The organism is Leptotrichia sp. oral taxon 223 (genome assembly GCF_013394795.1).
Lineage (GTDB): Bacteria > Fusobacteriota > Fusobacteriia > Fusobacteriales > Leptotrichiaceae > Leptotrichia.
Window position 1 is genome coordinate 426872 of the sequence record NZ_JABXYU010000001.1, and the last position, 16810, is coordinate 443681.

Consider the following 16810-nt stretch of genomic DNA (forward strand, 5'->3'; position numbering starts at 1 on the left):
ATAATGTTGAAAGAATAAAAAAAACTTAAAGAAGAAAAAATATAAATTTTAACGGAGTGATTCTAAATGAGTATAATTATAAAGGAGATAGTCTCAAAAAATATAATTACTAAATCCAAACTACCAGATACGGATTATGTTATAAATAACTATGTTGGGTGCAACCATGGCTGTATTTACTGTTATGCAGAATTTATGAAAAGATTTACTAACCATACTGAAAAATGGGGAGAATTTTTAGATGTTAAAAAGTTTAATGAAGAAAAATTTGTTAAATATCTTAAGAAAATAAATAGTGATAAAAAAATATTAATGAGTTCAGTTACAGACCCTTATAATCCATATGAAATAAAGTATAAATCTACAAGAAATATTTTAAAACTTTTCATTCAAGCAAATAATGAACATATTCATTTAGAAATTTTAACAAAATCTTTACTGATTTTTAGAGATATTGATTTATTAAAAAAAATTAAAAATATTACTGTAGGAATTTCATTAAATACATTGAATGACAATTTAAGAAGGCAAATCGAACCTTGTGCAGGAAGCATTAAAAGCAGAATTGAAATTCTAAAAAAACTTAAAGGAGAAAATATACCCGTGTATTTATTTATATCTCCTATTTTTCCGATGCTTACACAATTGGAAGAAATTATTGCTACCTGTAAAGATACAGTCGATTTTATTTATTTTGAAAATTTAAATCTAAGAGGAAGATACAAAAAAATTATTTTAGATTTTATTTCAAAAAATTTTCCCGAGTATAATCAGCTATATCAGGATATCTATACAAAGAATAAAAAAGAATACTGGTATTTACTAATGGAAGATATAAATAGATTATGTAAAATTTATGATATAAAATATAAAACTTTCTTTTTTCATGATAATAAATCAAGTTAAATCTTAAAAAGTTAAAACACAAAAAAAGCACCCCCTTATAAGAGTGCAATATATTTTTATTTTTTATTCAAAAACTTCCGTCGCATTCGTAACTTCATTCCCTAACGCCACATTCAAAGCTACAATTGCCACTTCCAATTGGCTTTCATCAGGCTCGCTTGTAGTTATCTTTTGCAGCCACATTCCTGGAACAGCTATTATTTTTGCAAAAATGTTGTCCAGATGGTAGCTTGTCCAACGCTGTATTTCATAAGAAAGTCCAGCAACAAGCGGTATAAATAGAATTCTTGTCGCCAGCTTGTAAAGTATCATTGTAAGATGTCCTGAAGGAACCTTGAAAAACAAGTCAACTGTCGAAAATACAAGAATACTTATGAACATTACAAGCAAAAGGAAGCTTGTTCCGCATCTTGGATGAAATCGTGTACATGCCTTTGCATTTTTTGGTGTCAATTCCTTTTTCATTTCATAGTTCATAATGCTCTTGTGTTCTGCTCCATGATATTCAAAAACCCGCTGTATATCCTTTAAAAACGAAATTCCATAAATATATCCCAGAAAAAGGACTAATTTTATGGCAGCCTCAACGATATTTGCCTTTAATATGTCGTCTTTAAAGAAAAAACCTCCGACAGCAGACGGTAGCCACATAAATACCGCAATTCCCAATAAAATCGACGTCATAACAGTAAATCCAACCTGTTTATCTGTCAATTTCTCCTCTTCCAGTCCAGCCTGATTTGATGCAAAAATAAGCTCCTTCGTCCCAACAACCATTGCATCATAAAGCGCTATGACTCCTCTCACAAAAGGCACTTTTAACCATTTATTATTTTTCTCGGTAAGTGTTATTTTTTTATAAACAATACTCCCATCCTGCTTACGGACAGCCGTTGCAATAGCCTTAGGCCCTCTCATCATAACCCCTTCCACAACAGCCTGCCCTCCAACAGTCACTTTTTTATCTTCCATTTTTACCTGCTTTCTTAATATTCTTTATTTTTCTGTTTTTCTAACTTTTTTATTGTTTTAGTTAATAATTTATTCCCTGTCAATTGCCGCCTTGTTTTTTATCCGCTTCAATGATTTATTAATGTGTTCAGCCTTGTATTTGCTGACTCCCTTTATTTTAGCAATGTCTGAGGCAGTTGACATCAAGATTGACTGAACGTTTGAAAATTCCTTTACAAGAACTTCCCTGTCTTTTTTACTTATTTTTGTTATATTGCTCAAAAGTCCGTATCCACGCGGCTCTATCTTTTCATCCAAAGTTATGATATTTGTATCAAATCCAAGTAGACACACGATTTTTTCATCATCCAGCAATTCCTCCTTCGTTAAGGATTTTACTCTCACTCCAATTTTTTCAGCTTTTTCATTGCTTACCTGATAATCCTTTATAAGGGCATCAAAGCTCTCATTTTTATTTAACATGATCTCTTCATACTGAATCTTTATGAGCCGCCCTTCACTTCCAAGCTCTGCCATATATTCAATTAATTCTTCCGACATTCTGAAAAGAAGTCCGTACATTCTAACACATTCCACAATATCATAAAGCGTTACCATATTGTCAAATTCCAGAATGGACAGATTTACATGGTTTTTTTCAATCGCAAGGGAATATTTTTCAAGAGCCGTTATCGCCTGTGAAGATTTTGTCAGCAGATCTCCAATTTCATTTAGCAAATATCTAAACTTTCCATAATATACTGTTATTTTATTTCTTCTTTCGGAAACCGCTACAACTAGATTCCCTTTTTGCTGGGCAATTCTATGCGCCGCCTGATGTCTTGTTCCGCTTTCATCTGTTTCTATCGAATAATTTGGTTGCAATTGAATATTTGCCCCATAAATTGTTTTTATATCCTCTGACAAAATAATTCCGCCATCCATTTTAGACAGTTCATAAACCTTCTGCGGCGAATACACTGTATTCAGTTCAAATCCGCCTCCCATTACATCCTTCAAATCACTAGGGTTTCCAAGCACAATCAACGCTCCCAGCTTTGCTTCCTGAATTTTATCTATCGCTTCCCTCAAAGCTGTTCCTGGTGCTATTCTCTCAAATATGTGCTCCAATATTTTCTTCTTGTTCACTACCTTTTTTACCATTTTATTATCCTTTCGCCTATTTTGCTCTGTCGGCTTATCTTATCCTCTCGACAAGTTCATTTATGTTGCTTATATAGTTAAGTTTTATCTTTGTTTTTTCCTTCTCAAAGTCTGCCTTATGGCTTTTTGGAAGGTATACTCCTGCAAATCCCATTTTTTCCAATTCATTTACTCTATTTTTAATAAATGAAACCTTTCTCACTTCACCACGTAATCCCAATTCACCAATAGCGGCTATTTTCTGGCTTATCGGCACTCCCTTTACTGATGACAGAAGCGAGAAAACTACCGCCAAGTCAGAACTTCTGTCATTCAAGTCAATTCCGCCTGGAATATTTATATAAATGTCCTTTGAATTTACATCCACCTTCAAGGAACGTGATAAAACTGCACTCAATATTTCCACACGAGTTTTGTCATATCCTTCAACAGTCCGTCTCGGCATTCCGAAATTTGGCGTTCCCAGTAACGACTGCACTTCAAATAAAAATACACGACTTCCTTCAAAAATCGGCACAATAATGCTTCCGATATTTTTTTCATCCCTGTCGCTTATAAAAAATTCAGACGGATTCTTCACTTCACTAATTCCATTTTCCTTCATATCAAAAATTGAAATTTCATTTGTGGAGCCATAACGGTTTTTTATCGAACGGATAATTCTATAATAACTGTTTTCCTCCCCTTCAATTTGCAGCACCGCATCCACCATATGTTCCAGCAATTTTGGCCCCGCCAGTTTTCCATCTTTTGTAACGTGTCCCACAATATAAAATGCAATTTCATTTTTTTTAGCGATTTCAATGATTTTTAAAGTTGTTTCCCGAATCTGCGTCACGCTTCCAGGAATGGAATTTACATTTTCCGAATAAAGCGTCTGAATTGAGTCAATTACAACAACTTTCGGCTTATCCTTTAAAATTACGCTTTCGATTTTTTCAATGTTAGTATCATTCAGGATATACAGGTTTTCGCTTTTTACATTGACACGTTCTGCACGCTGCTTTATCTGCCGTGGCGACTCTTCTCCAGAAACATAGAATACATTCCCAATTTTTGCATATTCCTGTGACAGCTGGAGCAGGAAAGTCGATTTACCAATCCCTGGGCTTCCAGTAATCAGCACAACTTCCCCCTTTATCAGTCCGCCTCCCAGCACCCTGTCAAACTCCTCAAAAGGCGTTACCATCCGAAATTCCTTTTCTATTTTAATTTCCGTTATTTTGCTAATCGAAACTTCCTTTGATTCCACATTTTTAAAAGTGCTCTTTATGTCGATTTCCTCTTCAAACGTTCCCCACGAATCGCAGTTAGGGCATTTTCCCAGCCATTTTAACGAACTGTAGCCGCATTCTGAGCATATGTATTTTGTCTTTCCTTTTTTTACAGCCATTTTGAGCTCCCCTTTTATTGTTTACTTGTCTTATATTACCAAACTTTTTTAACAAAATTATGTTTTTTACCTTTTTATTGGCTTATAATAAATTTTAAATTTCCAATTCCTTAACCTTCTCAATCAAACGTTTTTCCACATTCCCTGTAACAAAAAAGCTTAAGTCCCCTTTATTTAATGCAACTTCCTTCACAAGACTTGAACTTAAATACAGATATTCCCTCGAAGCAGTCAGGAATACAGTTTCAAATTCACTTTTTGAAAGCGTCTTATTTGTCAAGGTAAACTGCAGTTCATATTCATAGTCTGATAAAGCACGTAATCCTCTTATTAGAATATTTACGTTTTCCTTATACATAAAATCAACTAATAATCCGTTAAAAATTTTTATTTCAGCATTAATATTTTCTTTTTTCAAAATTTCTTCTATCATTTCGACTTTTTCTTCATCCGAAAACCAGGCTTTTGATTTTGTAGAATTTTTAAAAATTCCTATTATTAACTTGTCAAATAAATTTGAAGAACGTTTTATAATATCAATATGTCCCTTCGTTACTGGATCAAAACTTCCTGGATACAATGCCACTTTTACCATCTTGTTCTCCTATTTTTACTGCTTTTATTTTTTCAATCTAGCTAACGCTTCTTTTGCCGCATGTTTCTCAGCTTCTTTTTTACTTTTTCCGGTTCCCACTCCATAAATTTTATTATTCCAGCTTACAGAAATTTCAAAAATTTTATCGTGATCAGGACCCTTCGTATTAAGTAGCTTGTATTCTGGCATTTTTCTATACTTTCCTTGAACAAATTCCTGCAGAACTGTCTTATAGTCACCAGTTCCCTCTATTTCCTCAAGCTTATTTATTTTTTTAAGTAAAAGCTTTAATGCCACATTTTTCGCAGTATAATAATCTGAATCTTTAAAAATTGCACCAATCAGCGCCTCAAACGCATCACCTAGGATAGATTTCCTATTTCTCCCGCCAGACATAATCTCGCCATTGCTCAAATACAAATATTCTCCCAGCTCCATATCACTTGCAATAGTGGAAAACACAGGCTCGCTTATAATTTTACTTTTCAGTTTGGCAAGTTCTCCTTCCGTTTTTTTCTCATAAAGATCGTAGATATATTCTGTCGTTATAAGATTTGCCACCGCATCTCCCAGAAATTCCAGCTTTTCATTGTTAAATCTTCTAGTTTTTTCCGTTTCGTTGGAATAGGATCTATGTGTCAACGCTTCTTCCAAATATTCCTCATTTTTAAATTCATATCCTATTTTCTGCATCAATTCCTTAGCGTCCCTATTTGCACCTGTTTCCATTTTTTCACCTCCTTTATTTTTCATTGCTTACCTTATTACACTTTAATTAAGGGGAAAATCAATACCTATTCTCCCCTTAGTCATTTCAAATATTTTTATTATTTATATTTTCTAAATGCTAAAACCGCATTATGTCCGCCAAATCCTAACGAACTTGACATTCCTACTTCAATATCCCGTTTTACTGCTTTATTTGGTACATAATCCAAATCACACAGCGGATCAGGGTTTTCATAATTTATAGTCGGCGGCATAATCCCTTCCGAAATTGCAAGTGCCAGAAATGCCGCTTCAATTCCTCCCGCTCCACCTAGCAAGTGTCCAGTTGCACCTTTCGTAGAACTTACAGCAAGCTTGTATGCATGCTCTCCAAATGCTGATTTTATCGCCTGAGTTTCATTTTTATCATTCGCAGGTGTAGATGTTCCATGTGCATTGATATATCCAACTTCCTCAGGCTTAATATTCCCCTGCTCCAAAGCCATCTTAAATGCTCTTGCCGCTCCTTCTCCGCCATCTGATGGCGCTGTCATGTGGAAGGCATCTCCTGTTTCCCCATATCCGACAACTTCCGCATAAATTTTTGCTCCACGTTTTTTGGCGTGCTCCAACTCTTCCAGAACTAGCACTCCTGAACCTTCTCCAAGTACAAATCCATCTCTATCCGCTGTAAATGGACGTGATGCAGTTTTAGGATCTGGGTTAGTTGACAATGCCTTCAGGTTTGCAAATCCTGCTATTCCTGAGGGAGTTACTGTCGCTTCTGTCCCTCCGGCTATCATTGCATCAGCCTTTCCTAATAAGATTGCCTGAAAAGCATCTCCAATTGAGTTTGTTCCTGAAGCACAGGCTGTAACAACTGTTTTATTAGGCCCTTTTGCTCCTGTATAAATTGAAGTATTCCCCGAAGCCATATTTAAAATAGCCGCTGGAATGTAAAATGGCGATACTCTTTTAGGCCCTCTGGTAACGAGTTTTTCCACTTCCTGCTCAATTACATCCAGCCCGCCAATTCCAGAACCAATAATTACTCCAATCCGGTCCGCATTTTCATCTGTAATTTCCAATTTTGCATCTTCCAGCGCTTCCTTTGATGCAGCAATCGCAAATTGAGAAAATCTGGCTATTTTTTTCAATTCTTTTTTCTCAATATAATTTTCTGGCACAAAATCCTTTACTTCCGCCGCAATATGCACTGGATGCTCTGAACTGTCAAATTGCGTAATTTTATCAATCCCACATTCTCCAGCCAGCAAATTTTTCCAAGCCTTATCTTTTCCAGTTCCTAATGGTGTTACCAGTCCTATTCCTGTAACAACTACTCTTCTCATTAATACACCTCTCATTTTTTATTTTTTTCTAATTCTAAATACAAATTTTAAATTTTATAAAATAAATTGTTATTAATAAAAGGGGTTTTCTTTAATTTTTGTATTTTTTCTTTTTTCAAACGTAAAGGGGATCAGTCGTCATTCCCTTTACAATCACGACGTCTTTAATTTAATTACAACAATTGTGATACTGAAAATAATAAGCAAAATTTCGTTAAAGAAAAAATAACTGTTTGAGATTTTGGAGTATATTTTAAATCATAAACATTTATTGGTGTTAAAATAACCTTGATTCAAAATCGAGTTTTATTTTTTCTTTATAAAAAAGTTTTGCGTAAAGCGGGGTAGTTCGTAGAACGTTTCGCCATTATCTCTAAGCAGTAACCAGTTATACATGTTAAAGTAACTGTTATTGCGAAAAAGAGCATGGCGTCTGATGCCCTTACGTCAAAAGAAATTAAAAAATATAAAAGAAAAAACAATTATTAATCAAAATAATCCATAACATGACATGAAAAAAAACTTTTAATTAATATTTAGAAATAGATTATATTAATTTATTTTATTATTTTAAATAATAACTTTTTTACAATAACTTTATTTTAACATTTTTTCATTTTTTTTTCAATAAAAAAGGGGGAACACCCCCAAAAGTTTTATCTATTGTTTAGATTCAATATATTCAATTACATCTTTAACTGTTTTAATTTTTTGTGCATCTTCATCAGGAATTTCAATATCAAACTCTTCTTCAAAAGCCATGATTAACTCAACTGTGTCTAATGAATCAGCTCCTAAATCATCAACGAAAGACGCATCTTCTGTTACTTGATCTTCGTCTACTCCTAATTGATCTACTACTATTGATTTAATTTTATCTAGCATTATAATGCCACCTCCATATTTATTTTCTAGAATTATTATACCAAATGAATTTGAAAAATGCAACTAAAATTTATTAATAATTAAAATTTTCAATTTCAGCTCAATAATTCCATTAATTCCTTGTCGCTCATCTCGAATAACGCTTTTTCCCCGTCCTTGCTTTCCAGCAGATTTTCACTCAGCTTACGTTTATTTTCCTGAATTTTTATAATTTTTTCCTCAATTGTGCCTTCTGTCACAAGTTTTATAACTTGCACACTTTTTTTCTGTCCAATTCTGTATGCCCTGTCGCTCGCCTGATTTTCCACAGCAATATTCCACCACGGATCATAATGAATTACAACATCTGCTCCAACAAGGTTTAATCCAGTTCCTCCTGCTTTTAGCGAGATTAGAACCACTTGACGCTCCCCAGCGTTAAATTTATTGCAAATATCCACTCTTTCCTTTGATTTTACGCTTCCGTCAATATAAAAATACTCAATTCCCATGCTTGCAAGCTCTTTCTCAATTTCCTTCAAAGTTCCTACAAATTGCGAAAATACTAATAGCCTATGCCCGTTTTCGATAATATCCGGCATTAAGTCACGCAGCACTTCGAGTTTTGCCACATCACCCCTGTAATCTTCCTTGAATAAACTCGGAGAATTACATATTTGACGCAGTTTTGTCAAGATAGCCAATATTTTCATGCGATTATTTTCATTTTCGTTAAATTTTTTCATTTCACTTTTAGCTTGCTTTATATACGACATATACAACTGTTTCTGCTCGTTGCTCAATGTTACAACTATATTCGACTCAATTTTATCTGGCAATTCTGTAAGCACTTCCTTTTTTGTTCTTCTCAGTAAAAATGGAGCAATAATTTCACGTAAATTATGTATTTTGGAAGAATTTGGATTTACAATTGCTTCCTTGTAAGTTTTTTTAAATTTTGTCAAATTGTCCAAGTATCCTGGTATTACGAAATCAAAGATTGACCATAGTTCCAGAATGTTGTTTTCTACCGGGGTTCCCGTCAATGCGAAATTTACTTTACTGTTGATTTTCATAACGGCTTTTTTTATTTGAGAAGTAGTTGTTTTTATATTTTGAGCCTCATCCAGCACTACTACATCGAAATCCCTGCCTTTGTACTCTTCAATATCATTTCTCAAGGCCTGGTAAGTTGTTATCAGAAATCCTTTTGACCTTCTTGAAATAATCTCTTTCCTTTGAGCCGCCGTTCCTTCAATCAGAGTTGGACTTATCCCTGTAAACTTGATAATTTCTTCCTTCCAGTTGTACAATAGAGAACTTGGAACAATAATTAATGCCGAAAAACCTCTATTTTCCTGATAAATCTCATTTAACAACGAAATTGTCTGCAAAGTCTTACCAAGTCCCATATCATCAGCCAGAACCCCACCAAATCCAATATCATACATATCTTTCAGCCAGTTAAACCCTAATTTCTGATATGGAAATAATTGCGCATTTATATTATGCGGCTCCATTTCCTGTCGATTTTTTATTTTATGAAACAAATCCTTAAATTCATCCATTTTTACAAGTTCATCCTGAATGTTTTTTGAAATTTGGGCAAGCTGCAGCGCCTTTATTTTAGAAATTTTATTTTCTCCAACTTTCAGATTGGAAACGGAATCTGTAATTCCAACCAACTCTTCAATACTTTTGTTAGCAATTTTTACAAGTTCCCCGCTCGAAAGCGTTATATATTTCTGCTCATTTTTAATTGCCTCCATCACAATTTCTACATCTTCCGTCTTTATTCCCTCAATGTCAAAGCTGACATTCAAAAAATTGTTTTCTGCCTTTTTTATTCCAACATGAACGTCTATATTCCGTGCATTTTTTATTTTGTTATCCAGATGAATTTTTACCTTGTCTGCATACTTTTTGTCAATATATTCCGAAATTTTCCCCAATCCTTCATAATTCACATTATAAGTGCCTTCTGCCAATTCCATATTCACAAAGGAATAGCTTTCCACAAGTTTTTTCAGCTCTTCAAATAAGCTGACATTTTTTCTTGGAATAAAATATTTTCCATTTTTTTCAACTGCACATACAGTATTTGACAAATTAATTTTTACAAGTTCCTTTTCATCCGTTTCCGTAACAAAAATATCAATATTTCCGTCCTCGTCAATATATTCGGCAACATTGATATTTTCATACTCCAGAACTGCTCTTAATTTTTGGTTTTCCTCCCAAGACAGCTGATTAAACAGCTCCATATCTAAAAAATCAAATTTTTCAAAAAACTTCATTTCATTTTTATCCATTTTAAAGACTTTCGTTGTGTCATTTGAAAAAGTATAAAATGGACTATTTTCAGAAATTTTTTCAATATTTCTCATTGTAATTTTATCATTTTCCAGTATAAATAACGGTTCATATGAATTCATTATCTGCTTCTGCTCTCCCAGAAGAGCCAGACTCTTTCCTTTTTCCATAGCGGCAAGCAGCCTATTTAGGAGCATTTCATACACTTTTAGCCCTTTTTTGTCCTTAATTCCGCTGTCAATTACGCTTTGAATTTCCTTGCTGTACTCGTAAATTGCGTGAATGATTTTTTTATTTATATCATTGAAAAAATAAGTTTTTGGATTATAAGTAACTTTAGAAGTTACTTCATATTCCTTGTCTTTTACAACCGCTTCAATAAATTTTAAAATATCCTTCACATAGTAAGTTTTCTTTAACCCAGTTTTTAACCGTAAAATATATCCTCGGGCAGTATTTTCCTGATTATAGTCATATCCATACTTATAGTCGCTATAACTTCCTTCGTCAATTTCAACTTCCAGTCGCATTTCCTGCTGTTCTTCCGCCTTAATGTTCTGATTTTCCAAATGTAAATTATAAATTTCATTGATTTTTTCAGAAACACTTTCAATATTTTCCACTATTTCCTCATTATTTTTAATTTTCTGAAAATTTTGAAAATCCATCTCTACTTTTACATTCCCATCTTTTACAGTATTTTTAGCATTTCCTTCAATTATTTCAAATCTAGCTTCCAAATTCTTACTTTTTTTATCAATACTTTGCAACTCATTATTTTCAATATTTCCTGTTTTTTCAGAAACTTCACTTAATTTATCTAATTTTTTTATATTTATATTTTCATCTTTTAATTTTATTCTTTGTCTTGATTTATTTTTATTATCGTTTTCCAAATTTCGCTTAGCAGCTTTTTCAGCTTTAGTCTTTTGTTCTTTTTCCTTAAGTTTGGCTAATTTTTTATTATCTTCCTCAAAATCGTCTTCAAACATCATTTCAATTTCATCAGTCCCAATAACCTTTGAAATTTTTTCAGAATGGTCTGCCATCATTCCCAAAGTTACAATGTGTTTACAGCAATTTTTCTTATTGCTCTTAAAAAACATGCAATCACAGTTCGCCTCAACAAATTCCCCTTTTTTCTGTTCCACTGTAATCGACGTCTTGCAAAGGCTGTTCTCCTTATACTCCCCTTCCACCGTCATAAAGTTCCCATCGGCAAAAAGTGCAGTTATATTCCCCAAACTTTTATTATAATATTCCTGTCCAATTACAAAAATACTTGGTGTTATCTGTTTTTTTAATTCTAATGAAATACTATTTTGTCCCATTTTTCTCCCTTACTTTTATTTATGCTAAAACTAAATGATTTTCATCATTATTATTGCATTCTCATTATTTCCATAATAATTTTTTCTTACAGAAATTTGTTCAAATCCAATTTTTTTATAAAGTTTTAGCGCTTTCATATTATTTTCATTAACTTCCAGCAAAAATTTATTTTCTGAAAAATTTATGTTTTTAATTTCCACATTTTCGTTATTTTTAACTAAATTTTCCATACTTTCAGTTAACAATTTTTCACCAAAACCTTGCCCCTGGTATTCTTTTCTTATTGCTGCCTCAAAAATATCTATGCTCTCTATTGTACCATAAAATGCGACATATCCCAACACATTTTTCTCAATTTTTTCATTTTTGCCCAAATCTGTTTTTTCTTTTTGACTTTTTTCTAAAGTTTTATTTTTATCTTCTTTTTTTAATTTTTCCACAAAAATATTTTCTCCCGTAAAATTAAATAAGCAGTATATCTCATACTGCTCACCTAACATCATTTCAGAAAAATATTTATCCTCAACTTTATTTTTAAAGTTTTCATTATGAATTTTAACCAATTCACTCACAATATTTTCCATTTTATTCTCCATTTTTTCACTTTATCGAATTTTTATTCATAATATCAAAACACGAATATTTTTATAAATATTACAAAAATTTCTAAATTATAACAGCCCTATTCTAGTTAAAGGCCACCATCTCACAAGCAATTCCCCTTTAATTCTAGGTTCAGCTACAAGTCCAAAGTATCTTGTATCCTGGCTATTTGAAGTGTTATCTCCCATAGCCATGTAATAATTCTTATCAAGCGTTATAGTTTCACCATTTAACAATCTTTTGAACAACTCATCATCATACTTAAAGTCCATAATCGGCATAACCATTTCATCTCTGCCTTCCACTTTTAGAGTGAATGTATAGTACTTGTTAGTTAATACATCATTGAAATTAGCTTTGTATATATCATTGCTCCCAATTATATCTTTAAAGTTTTTATCTGTTTTTATTAATTCCAGGAATTCTTTTCCAGTCAAATTTTTATAACCTTTTCCATCGTAATAACTTTTCCAGTCAGTTTCTGCAACCAAGCCGCCTTTTACTGTTTCATAAAATTTCTTATCAATTGCGATAACTTTGTCTAGCTTTACTTTATCGCCTTTTTTCGGAATATAAATTTTATTATTCATAAGTATTCCTTCAGGCAAATATAATTTTTGAGGTGTTACTCTTTTTAAAATTTCTGATTCTTGTCCATTTATTATCATTGCTCCACCAACTTCTTGAACCTCACGATCACGATATTCTTTTAATTCTTTCTCATATCTTGCTTCTTCAAGTTTATCGTGCTTTTTATCGCCATTATATTCAGGATCTCTTGGTTCCTTGTCAATGTTTGCAATTTTAAATTCCGTTATAGTCATCTTCCCTTTTGCAATTTGTAAAGTATCTCCAGCCGCCCCGACTATTCTCTTTGTAAACATCAGTTTATTTTCCATCGGTTCCTTAAAGGCTATTATATGTCCGACTTTTGGTGATGAAAAATGGTACTTAACCATATTTGTGAAAACTCTGTCCTGAATTCTAATTGTAGGTTCCATTGAACCTGTTGGAATTACGTAATTTCCAATATAAAACATTTGTATAAGCCCTACCAGAATAATTGCAATTAATGCGTTGTCAATTCTCGAAAGCGCTTTTCCAAACGTACTTCTTTTTCTTTTTTCTCTTTCAATTCTTTCTTCCACTGTAATATTTTCCTTTGGAAATATTTTTTTGAAAATTTCTTCCGCATTTTCATTTTTTACTTTTGCCTCTGTCAATATTTTTTCCAATTTTTTATTTTCATGTACAGCTTCCTTTAAAATCGTCTGTTCATCAATTTTTTCTTTTGGCAGTTCTTTAAATAAATAAATGAGAATCAATGAAATTATAACATTTATTCCCAAGTAAATATGAAAATTCATATCCATAATATTAAACATTAATCTGCTCAGAAATAACATTATAAGATTAAGTAAAAAAATCCATTCATGCTCTTTTCTTAAAATATAAAACACTGTATTTATAATAAACACTCCATAAATTCCCCAAACTTTTATAAAAATATCAGAATCCGGTGTTTTATCTACAATCACAAAAAACACTGATGTAATAATTAACGCAACTATTGTTAAAATATTCCCCGCCGTAAAACTTCCATTATTTCTTCCAAGCGGCACTTTTTGCAATATTTCATCTTCCTTCATTCTTATCCAATGAATAACCTGTTTTTCCTTAAAAAAGAAAAATAATAGAAATAACGATGCAACAAGATAAAATGCTCCCCATAATAACATATTCATAATTTTTCCTCTCCTAATTTATAATTTTAAAATTGTTAGTTTTTATAAAAAATAAAAAGCTAGCATTTTGCTAGCCTTGAAGCTACTTTCTAATTTCTTTAATTCTAGCAGCTTTTCCTGATAAGTTTCTTAAGTAGTATAATTTAGCTCTTCTTACTTTACCAATTCTCTTAACTTCGATTTTTTCTACTAATGGAGAATTTAAAGGAATAATTCTTTCTACACCGATTCCTTGCGATACTTTTCTAACTGTGAAGTTTTTAGCAACGCTTCCACCAGAAATTCTAATAACTACACCTTCAAAAACCTGTATTCTTTCTTTGTTTCCCTCTTTGACTTTGTAGTGAACAGCAACTGTATCCCCTGCTTTAAATTGAGGTACGTCAGCCTTCAAGTAATCTTTTTCTACTAATTCGATTAATTTCTCTTTCAAGAAATTCACTCCCTTCTTTCTAAGATATTCTTTCTATCTATACCAGTCTCACCAATTTAAAAACTTTTTTTGCTTATAAATTTTATTCCAGAGCTGGTAGCAACAATAAAAGCGGAATATCCCCTTATTCAATAACTTATTAAGTTTATCATATTTTCCATTAATTTTCAATACAATTACAAAAATTTTTTCAATTTTTTAAAATTTTAAAAATAATATTCTTTTTTCTAAAAATAAACCTTTTTATCCTAAATATTTCAAATTCAAAAATTATAGCTATATTTTCAAATCTCTACATTTATTCAATCTTTAGTCATAAATTCTAAACGGTTTCAAGTTTATTTCAATTTCTCAATCCACTCAGCTTCCTTAAAGCCAACCAGCACAAAATCTTTCCCTACCAAAAGCGGTCTTTTCAACACCATCCCATTGCTTGCAAGTAGCTCAAACTGTTCATCTTCTGACATCTCTGCCAATTTTTCCTTCAAGTTCAGCTCTTTATAAACATTTCCACTTGTATTAAAAAATCTTTTTAACGGCAATCCACTTTCTTTATAATATTTCTTAATATTTTCCTTCGATGGTGTTTCTTCCACAATGTGCTTATATTCGTAATCAATCCCATTTTCTTCCAGCCATTTTACAGCCTTTTTACAAGTTGTGCATCTTGGGTAACAATATATTTTGTTCATTTTTTTATCTCCTCTTTCAATTTTAATTTTTAAAATCTAAACTTTATTAATTTAATCAATATCTACTAATTTTTTTTAGTCAATAACTTTCTGTAATTTGTCACTTAAAACATGTGTTATTGGTTTTTTAGAAATTTTTGTCAAGTATTCTTTTTTTATTAATTGTTCTATATTATTTTTTAGTGTAGGTCTGCTCATATTTATTATTTTACATAATTCTTTATCTTCTAAATCAGAATTAGAAAAAATATGATTTTGAATATATACAAACATTATATCTTTCTCCAAATCGCTTAAATCAAGATTATTCAAATAATTTCTCGAAAAATTCAATTTCTCCATTTTATCTTCCAGCATTTTCATTATACTTTCTTGTCCTTTTTTTATTAGTTCCAACATGCCTATAAGAAAAAATGTTATTTCACCAAAATTTTTAGAATTTGAAGTATTCAGAAATAACTTTGAATATTTTTCCTTTTCAGAAAAAATTGCATAAGATAGTGACAATCCCGTAAATACATCTAATTTTCTTGCCAGATACATTGAGAAAATCAGTCTTCCAAATCGTCCATTTCCATCATAAAACGGATGAATGTATTCAAAATAATAATGAGTAATACACGCTTTTAACAAGAAATTTATATCTTTTTTATTCATAAATATTATTAGATTTTGAATATGCTTCAGTATCAGTTCTTCATTTGAATCGCCTAAATGAACATTTTTCATGCTGGAATCTGTAACATAAACCAATCCTTTTCTAAATAATTTTCCATCTAATTGATTCTCTGGATTAATCATAATTTCTTCACTAAAAACTTCATCGTATATTTTTCGTATTTCTTCTGCTGAATTAATTTTTTCAATCTTATTTTCTGTTATTTGCTTATATTTTTTTACAATTCCTGAAAATCTATATTTTTTATTGGAATTCATGCTATCATACACATCTTTTTTTGTTGTATAAACCCCTTCAATACCATTACTTTTTATTATTTCATTAACCATAATTTCTCTTACACAATAATTTAAAGCCACTTCAGGCAGTTCGTTAGACAAATTTAAAATATCTCTACTATTTTGGATTATTTCATCTTGTAACATTAATACATTTTTTATTGGTAAAAAAAACAATTCCACTTCCTCCGAAACTCTTTCTCCTCGTAAAATTGGCGAAATATATAAGGATGTTTTATAAACACATGGATTTTCAAATCTTTTATTCAATTCTCCTTCAATATTAGCTTTTTGATAGTATAATTTTGACAATTCCAAATAATTATTCATAAAAAAACTCCTATTTTTTAAATATTTATTACATTATACCTTATATTTCTAAAAAAATAAAGTTTTTTTCAAGTTAACACTAAAATTATATTTTTTATAATTGAAAATTTTACATTTTTCAAATTTTTTAATTTATAAAGTTTATCATATTCAAAAAATATAGTATTTTTTAGATATTTTAGCTAAAATTATAATAAAAATATAAAAATATCTAAATTTTAAAAAGGTTCTATTAAAAATCTGCATTTTTGCTTCATTAGACTTGTCTGACAATTCAATACACTTTATCTTTAACAATTGTGTTTAATCCCTTGCGAATAATATTTATTTCATTATATACTCGAACCCGTTTAAAATAGAACTGTTAAAAATTATAAAAATCTAGGGTTTGAGTAAAATAGTCATAGCTTCTGAGTTCAGTTTTAAGGCAGTTTTACTATATGTCCAAATTTATATAATTACTGAACAGTTT

General features: G+C 31.2%; 14 protein-coding genes. 1 reads left to right on the plus strand and 13 read right to left on the minus strand.

Translation table 11 applies throughout. The features are described from left to right. The first annotated feature begins 66 nt into the window (after nucleotides 1-66). On the plus strand, nucleotides 67-906 hold the full coding sequence (locus HW275_RS02075) for a radical SAM protein (protein ID WP_178934722.1): 840 nt from the start codon (nucleotides 67-69) through the stop codon (nucleotides 904-906). Nucleotides 907-969: 63 nt separating this feature from the next. Here the strand turns inward: HW275_RS02075 and HW275_RS02080 are convergent, their stop codons facing one another. The 13 genes from HW275_RS02080 to HW275_RS02140 all read right to left on the minus strand — a co-directional run bounded on the left by HW275_RS02080 (nucleotide 970) and on the right by HW275_RS02140 (nucleotide 16338). Then, nucleotides 970-1878 carry a DUF1385 domain-containing protein gene (locus tag HW275_RS02080; protein WP_178934724.1) on the minus strand — a complete coding sequence of 303 codons (909 nt, stop codon included), beginning with the start codon at nucleotides 1876-1878 and terminating at the stop codon, nucleotides 970-972. Nucleotides 1879-1947: 69 nt separating this feature from the next. Then, nucleotides 1948-3021, minus strand: a complete 1074-nt coding sequence (disA, locus tag HW275_RS02085) for a DNA integrity scanning diadenylate cyclase DisA (RefSeq protein WP_178934726.1) — start codon at nucleotides 3019-3021, stop codon at nucleotides 1948-1950. A gap of 34 nt (nucleotides 3022-3055) precedes the next feature. Further along, complete coding sequence (gene radA / locus HW275_RS02090; RefSeq protein ID WP_178934728.1) at nucleotides 3056-4414, minus strand: DNA repair protein RadA; 1359 nt, start codon at nucleotides 4412-4414, stop codon at nucleotides 3056-3058. A 94-nt stretch (nucleotides 4415-4508) separates the two neighbouring features. Further along, entirely contained in the window at nucleotides 4509-5009 is a 501-nt protein-coding gene (gene coaD / locus HW275_RS02095) for a pantetheine-phosphate adenylyltransferase (RefSeq protein WP_178934730.1), read from the minus strand. Nucleotides 5010-5033: 24 nt separating this feature from the next. Further along, entirely contained in the window at nucleotides 5034-5738 is a 705-nt protein-coding gene (gene rnc, locus HW275_RS02100) for a ribonuclease III (RefSeq protein WP_178934732.1), read from the minus strand. A gap of 98 nt (nucleotides 5739-5836) precedes the next feature. Next, a complete protein-coding gene (gene fabF / locus HW275_RS02105) occupies nucleotides 5837-7069 on the minus strand; it encodes a beta-ketoacyl-ACP synthase II (protein ID WP_178934734.1) in 1233 nt (410 codons plus the stop codon). A 660-nt stretch (nucleotides 7070-7729) separates the two neighbouring features. Beyond that, entirely contained in the window at nucleotides 7730-7954 is a 225-nt protein-coding gene (locus HW275_RS02110) for an acyl carrier protein (RefSeq protein WP_026746598.1), read from the minus strand. Between the two features lie 95 nt (nucleotides 7955-8049). After that, the gene (locus HW275_RS02115; RefSeq protein ID WP_178934736.1) at nucleotides 8050-11577 is read right to left on the minus strand and encodes a DEAD/DEAH box helicase; all 3528 of its coding nucleotides are present in this window, start codon (nucleotides 11575-11577) and stop codon (nucleotides 8050-8052) included. A 30-nt stretch (nucleotides 11578-11607) separates the two neighbouring features. After that, nucleotides 11608-12162 (minus strand): GNAT family N-acetyltransferase, encoded by a 555-nt coding sequence (locus tag HW275_RS02120; RefSeq protein ID WP_178934737.1) that lies wholly within the window; start codon nucleotides 12160-12162, stop codon nucleotides 11608-11610. Nucleotides 12163-12249: 87 nt separating this feature from the next. Continuing rightward, entirely contained in the window at nucleotides 12250-13926 is a 1677-nt protein-coding gene (gene lepB, locus HW275_RS02125) for a signal peptidase I (RefSeq protein ID WP_178934738.1), read from the minus strand. An 82-nt stretch (nucleotides 13927-14008) separates the two neighbouring features. Then, nucleotides 14009-14359, minus strand: a complete 351-nt coding sequence (gene rplS, locus HW275_RS02130; RefSeq protein ID WP_178936391.1) for a 50S ribosomal protein L19 — start codon at nucleotides 14357-14359, stop codon at nucleotides 14009-14011. Between the two features lie 338 nt (nucleotides 14360-14697). Continuing rightward, nucleotides 14698-15051 (minus strand): arsenate reductase family protein, encoded by a 354-nt coding sequence (locus HW275_RS02135; RefSeq protein WP_178934739.1) that lies wholly within the window; start codon nucleotides 15049-15051, stop codon nucleotides 14698-14700. Nucleotides 15052-15126: 75 nt separating this feature from the next. After that, nucleotides 15127-16338: a Fic family protein gene (locus tag HW275_RS02140; RefSeq protein WP_178934740.1), complete on the minus strand. Its 1212-nt coding sequence runs from the start codon at nucleotides 16336-16338 to the stop codon at nucleotides 15127-15129. Nucleotides 16339-16810 lie beyond the last annotated feature (472 nt).

Excerpts from the sequence above, each read along its gene's own strand:
- HW275_RS02140 (WP_178934740.1), bottom strand. The coding sequence starts at position 16,338 with ATGAATAATTATTTGGAATTGTCAAAATTATACTATCAAAAAGCTAAT.
- radA (WP_178934728.1), bottom strand. The coding sequence starts at position 4,414 with ATGGCTGTAAAAAAAGGAAAGACAAAATACATATGCTCAGAATGCGGC.
- disA (WP_178934726.1), bottom strand. The coding sequence starts at position 3,021 with ATGGTAAAAAAGGTAGTGAACAAGAAGAAAATATTGGAGCACATATTT.
- HW275_RS02080 (WP_178934724.1), bottom strand. The coding sequence starts at position 1,878 with ATGGAAGATAAAAAAGTGACTGTTGGAGGGCAGGCTGTTGTGGAAGGG.
- HW275_RS02110 (WP_026746598.1), bottom strand. The coding sequence starts at position 7,954 with ATGCTAGATAAAATTAAATCAATAGTAGTAGATCAATTAGGAGTAGAC.
- lepB (WP_178934738.1), bottom strand. The coding sequence starts at position 13,926 with ATGAATATGTTATTATGGGGAGCATTTTATCTTGTTGCATCGTTATTT.
- HW275_RS02115 (WP_178934736.1), bottom strand. The coding sequence starts at position 11,577 with ATGGGACAAAATAGTATTTCATTAGAATTAAAAAAACAGATAACACCA.
- HW275_RS02135 (WP_178934739.1), bottom strand. The coding sequence starts at position 15,051 with ATGAACAAAATATATTGTTACCCAAGATGCACAACTTGTAAAAAGGCT.
- HW275_RS02075 (WP_178934722.1), top strand. The coding sequence starts at position 67 with ATGAGTATAATTATAAAGGAGATAGTCTCAAAAAATATAATTACTAAA.
- rnc (WP_178934732.1), bottom strand. The coding sequence starts at position 5,738 with ATGGAAACAGGTGCAAATAGGGACGCTAAGGAATTGATGCAGAAAATA.
- HW275_RS02120 (WP_178934737.1), bottom strand. The coding sequence starts at position 12,162 with ATGGAAAATATTGTGAGTGAATTGGTTAAAATTCATAATGAAAACTTT.
- coaD (WP_178934730.1), bottom strand. The coding sequence starts at position 5,009 with ATGGTAAAAGTGGCATTGTATCCAGGAAGTTTTGATCCAGTAACGAAG.
- fabF (WP_178934734.1), bottom strand. The coding sequence starts at position 7,069 with ATGAGAAGAGTAGTTGTTACAGGAATAGGACTGGTAACACCATTAGGA.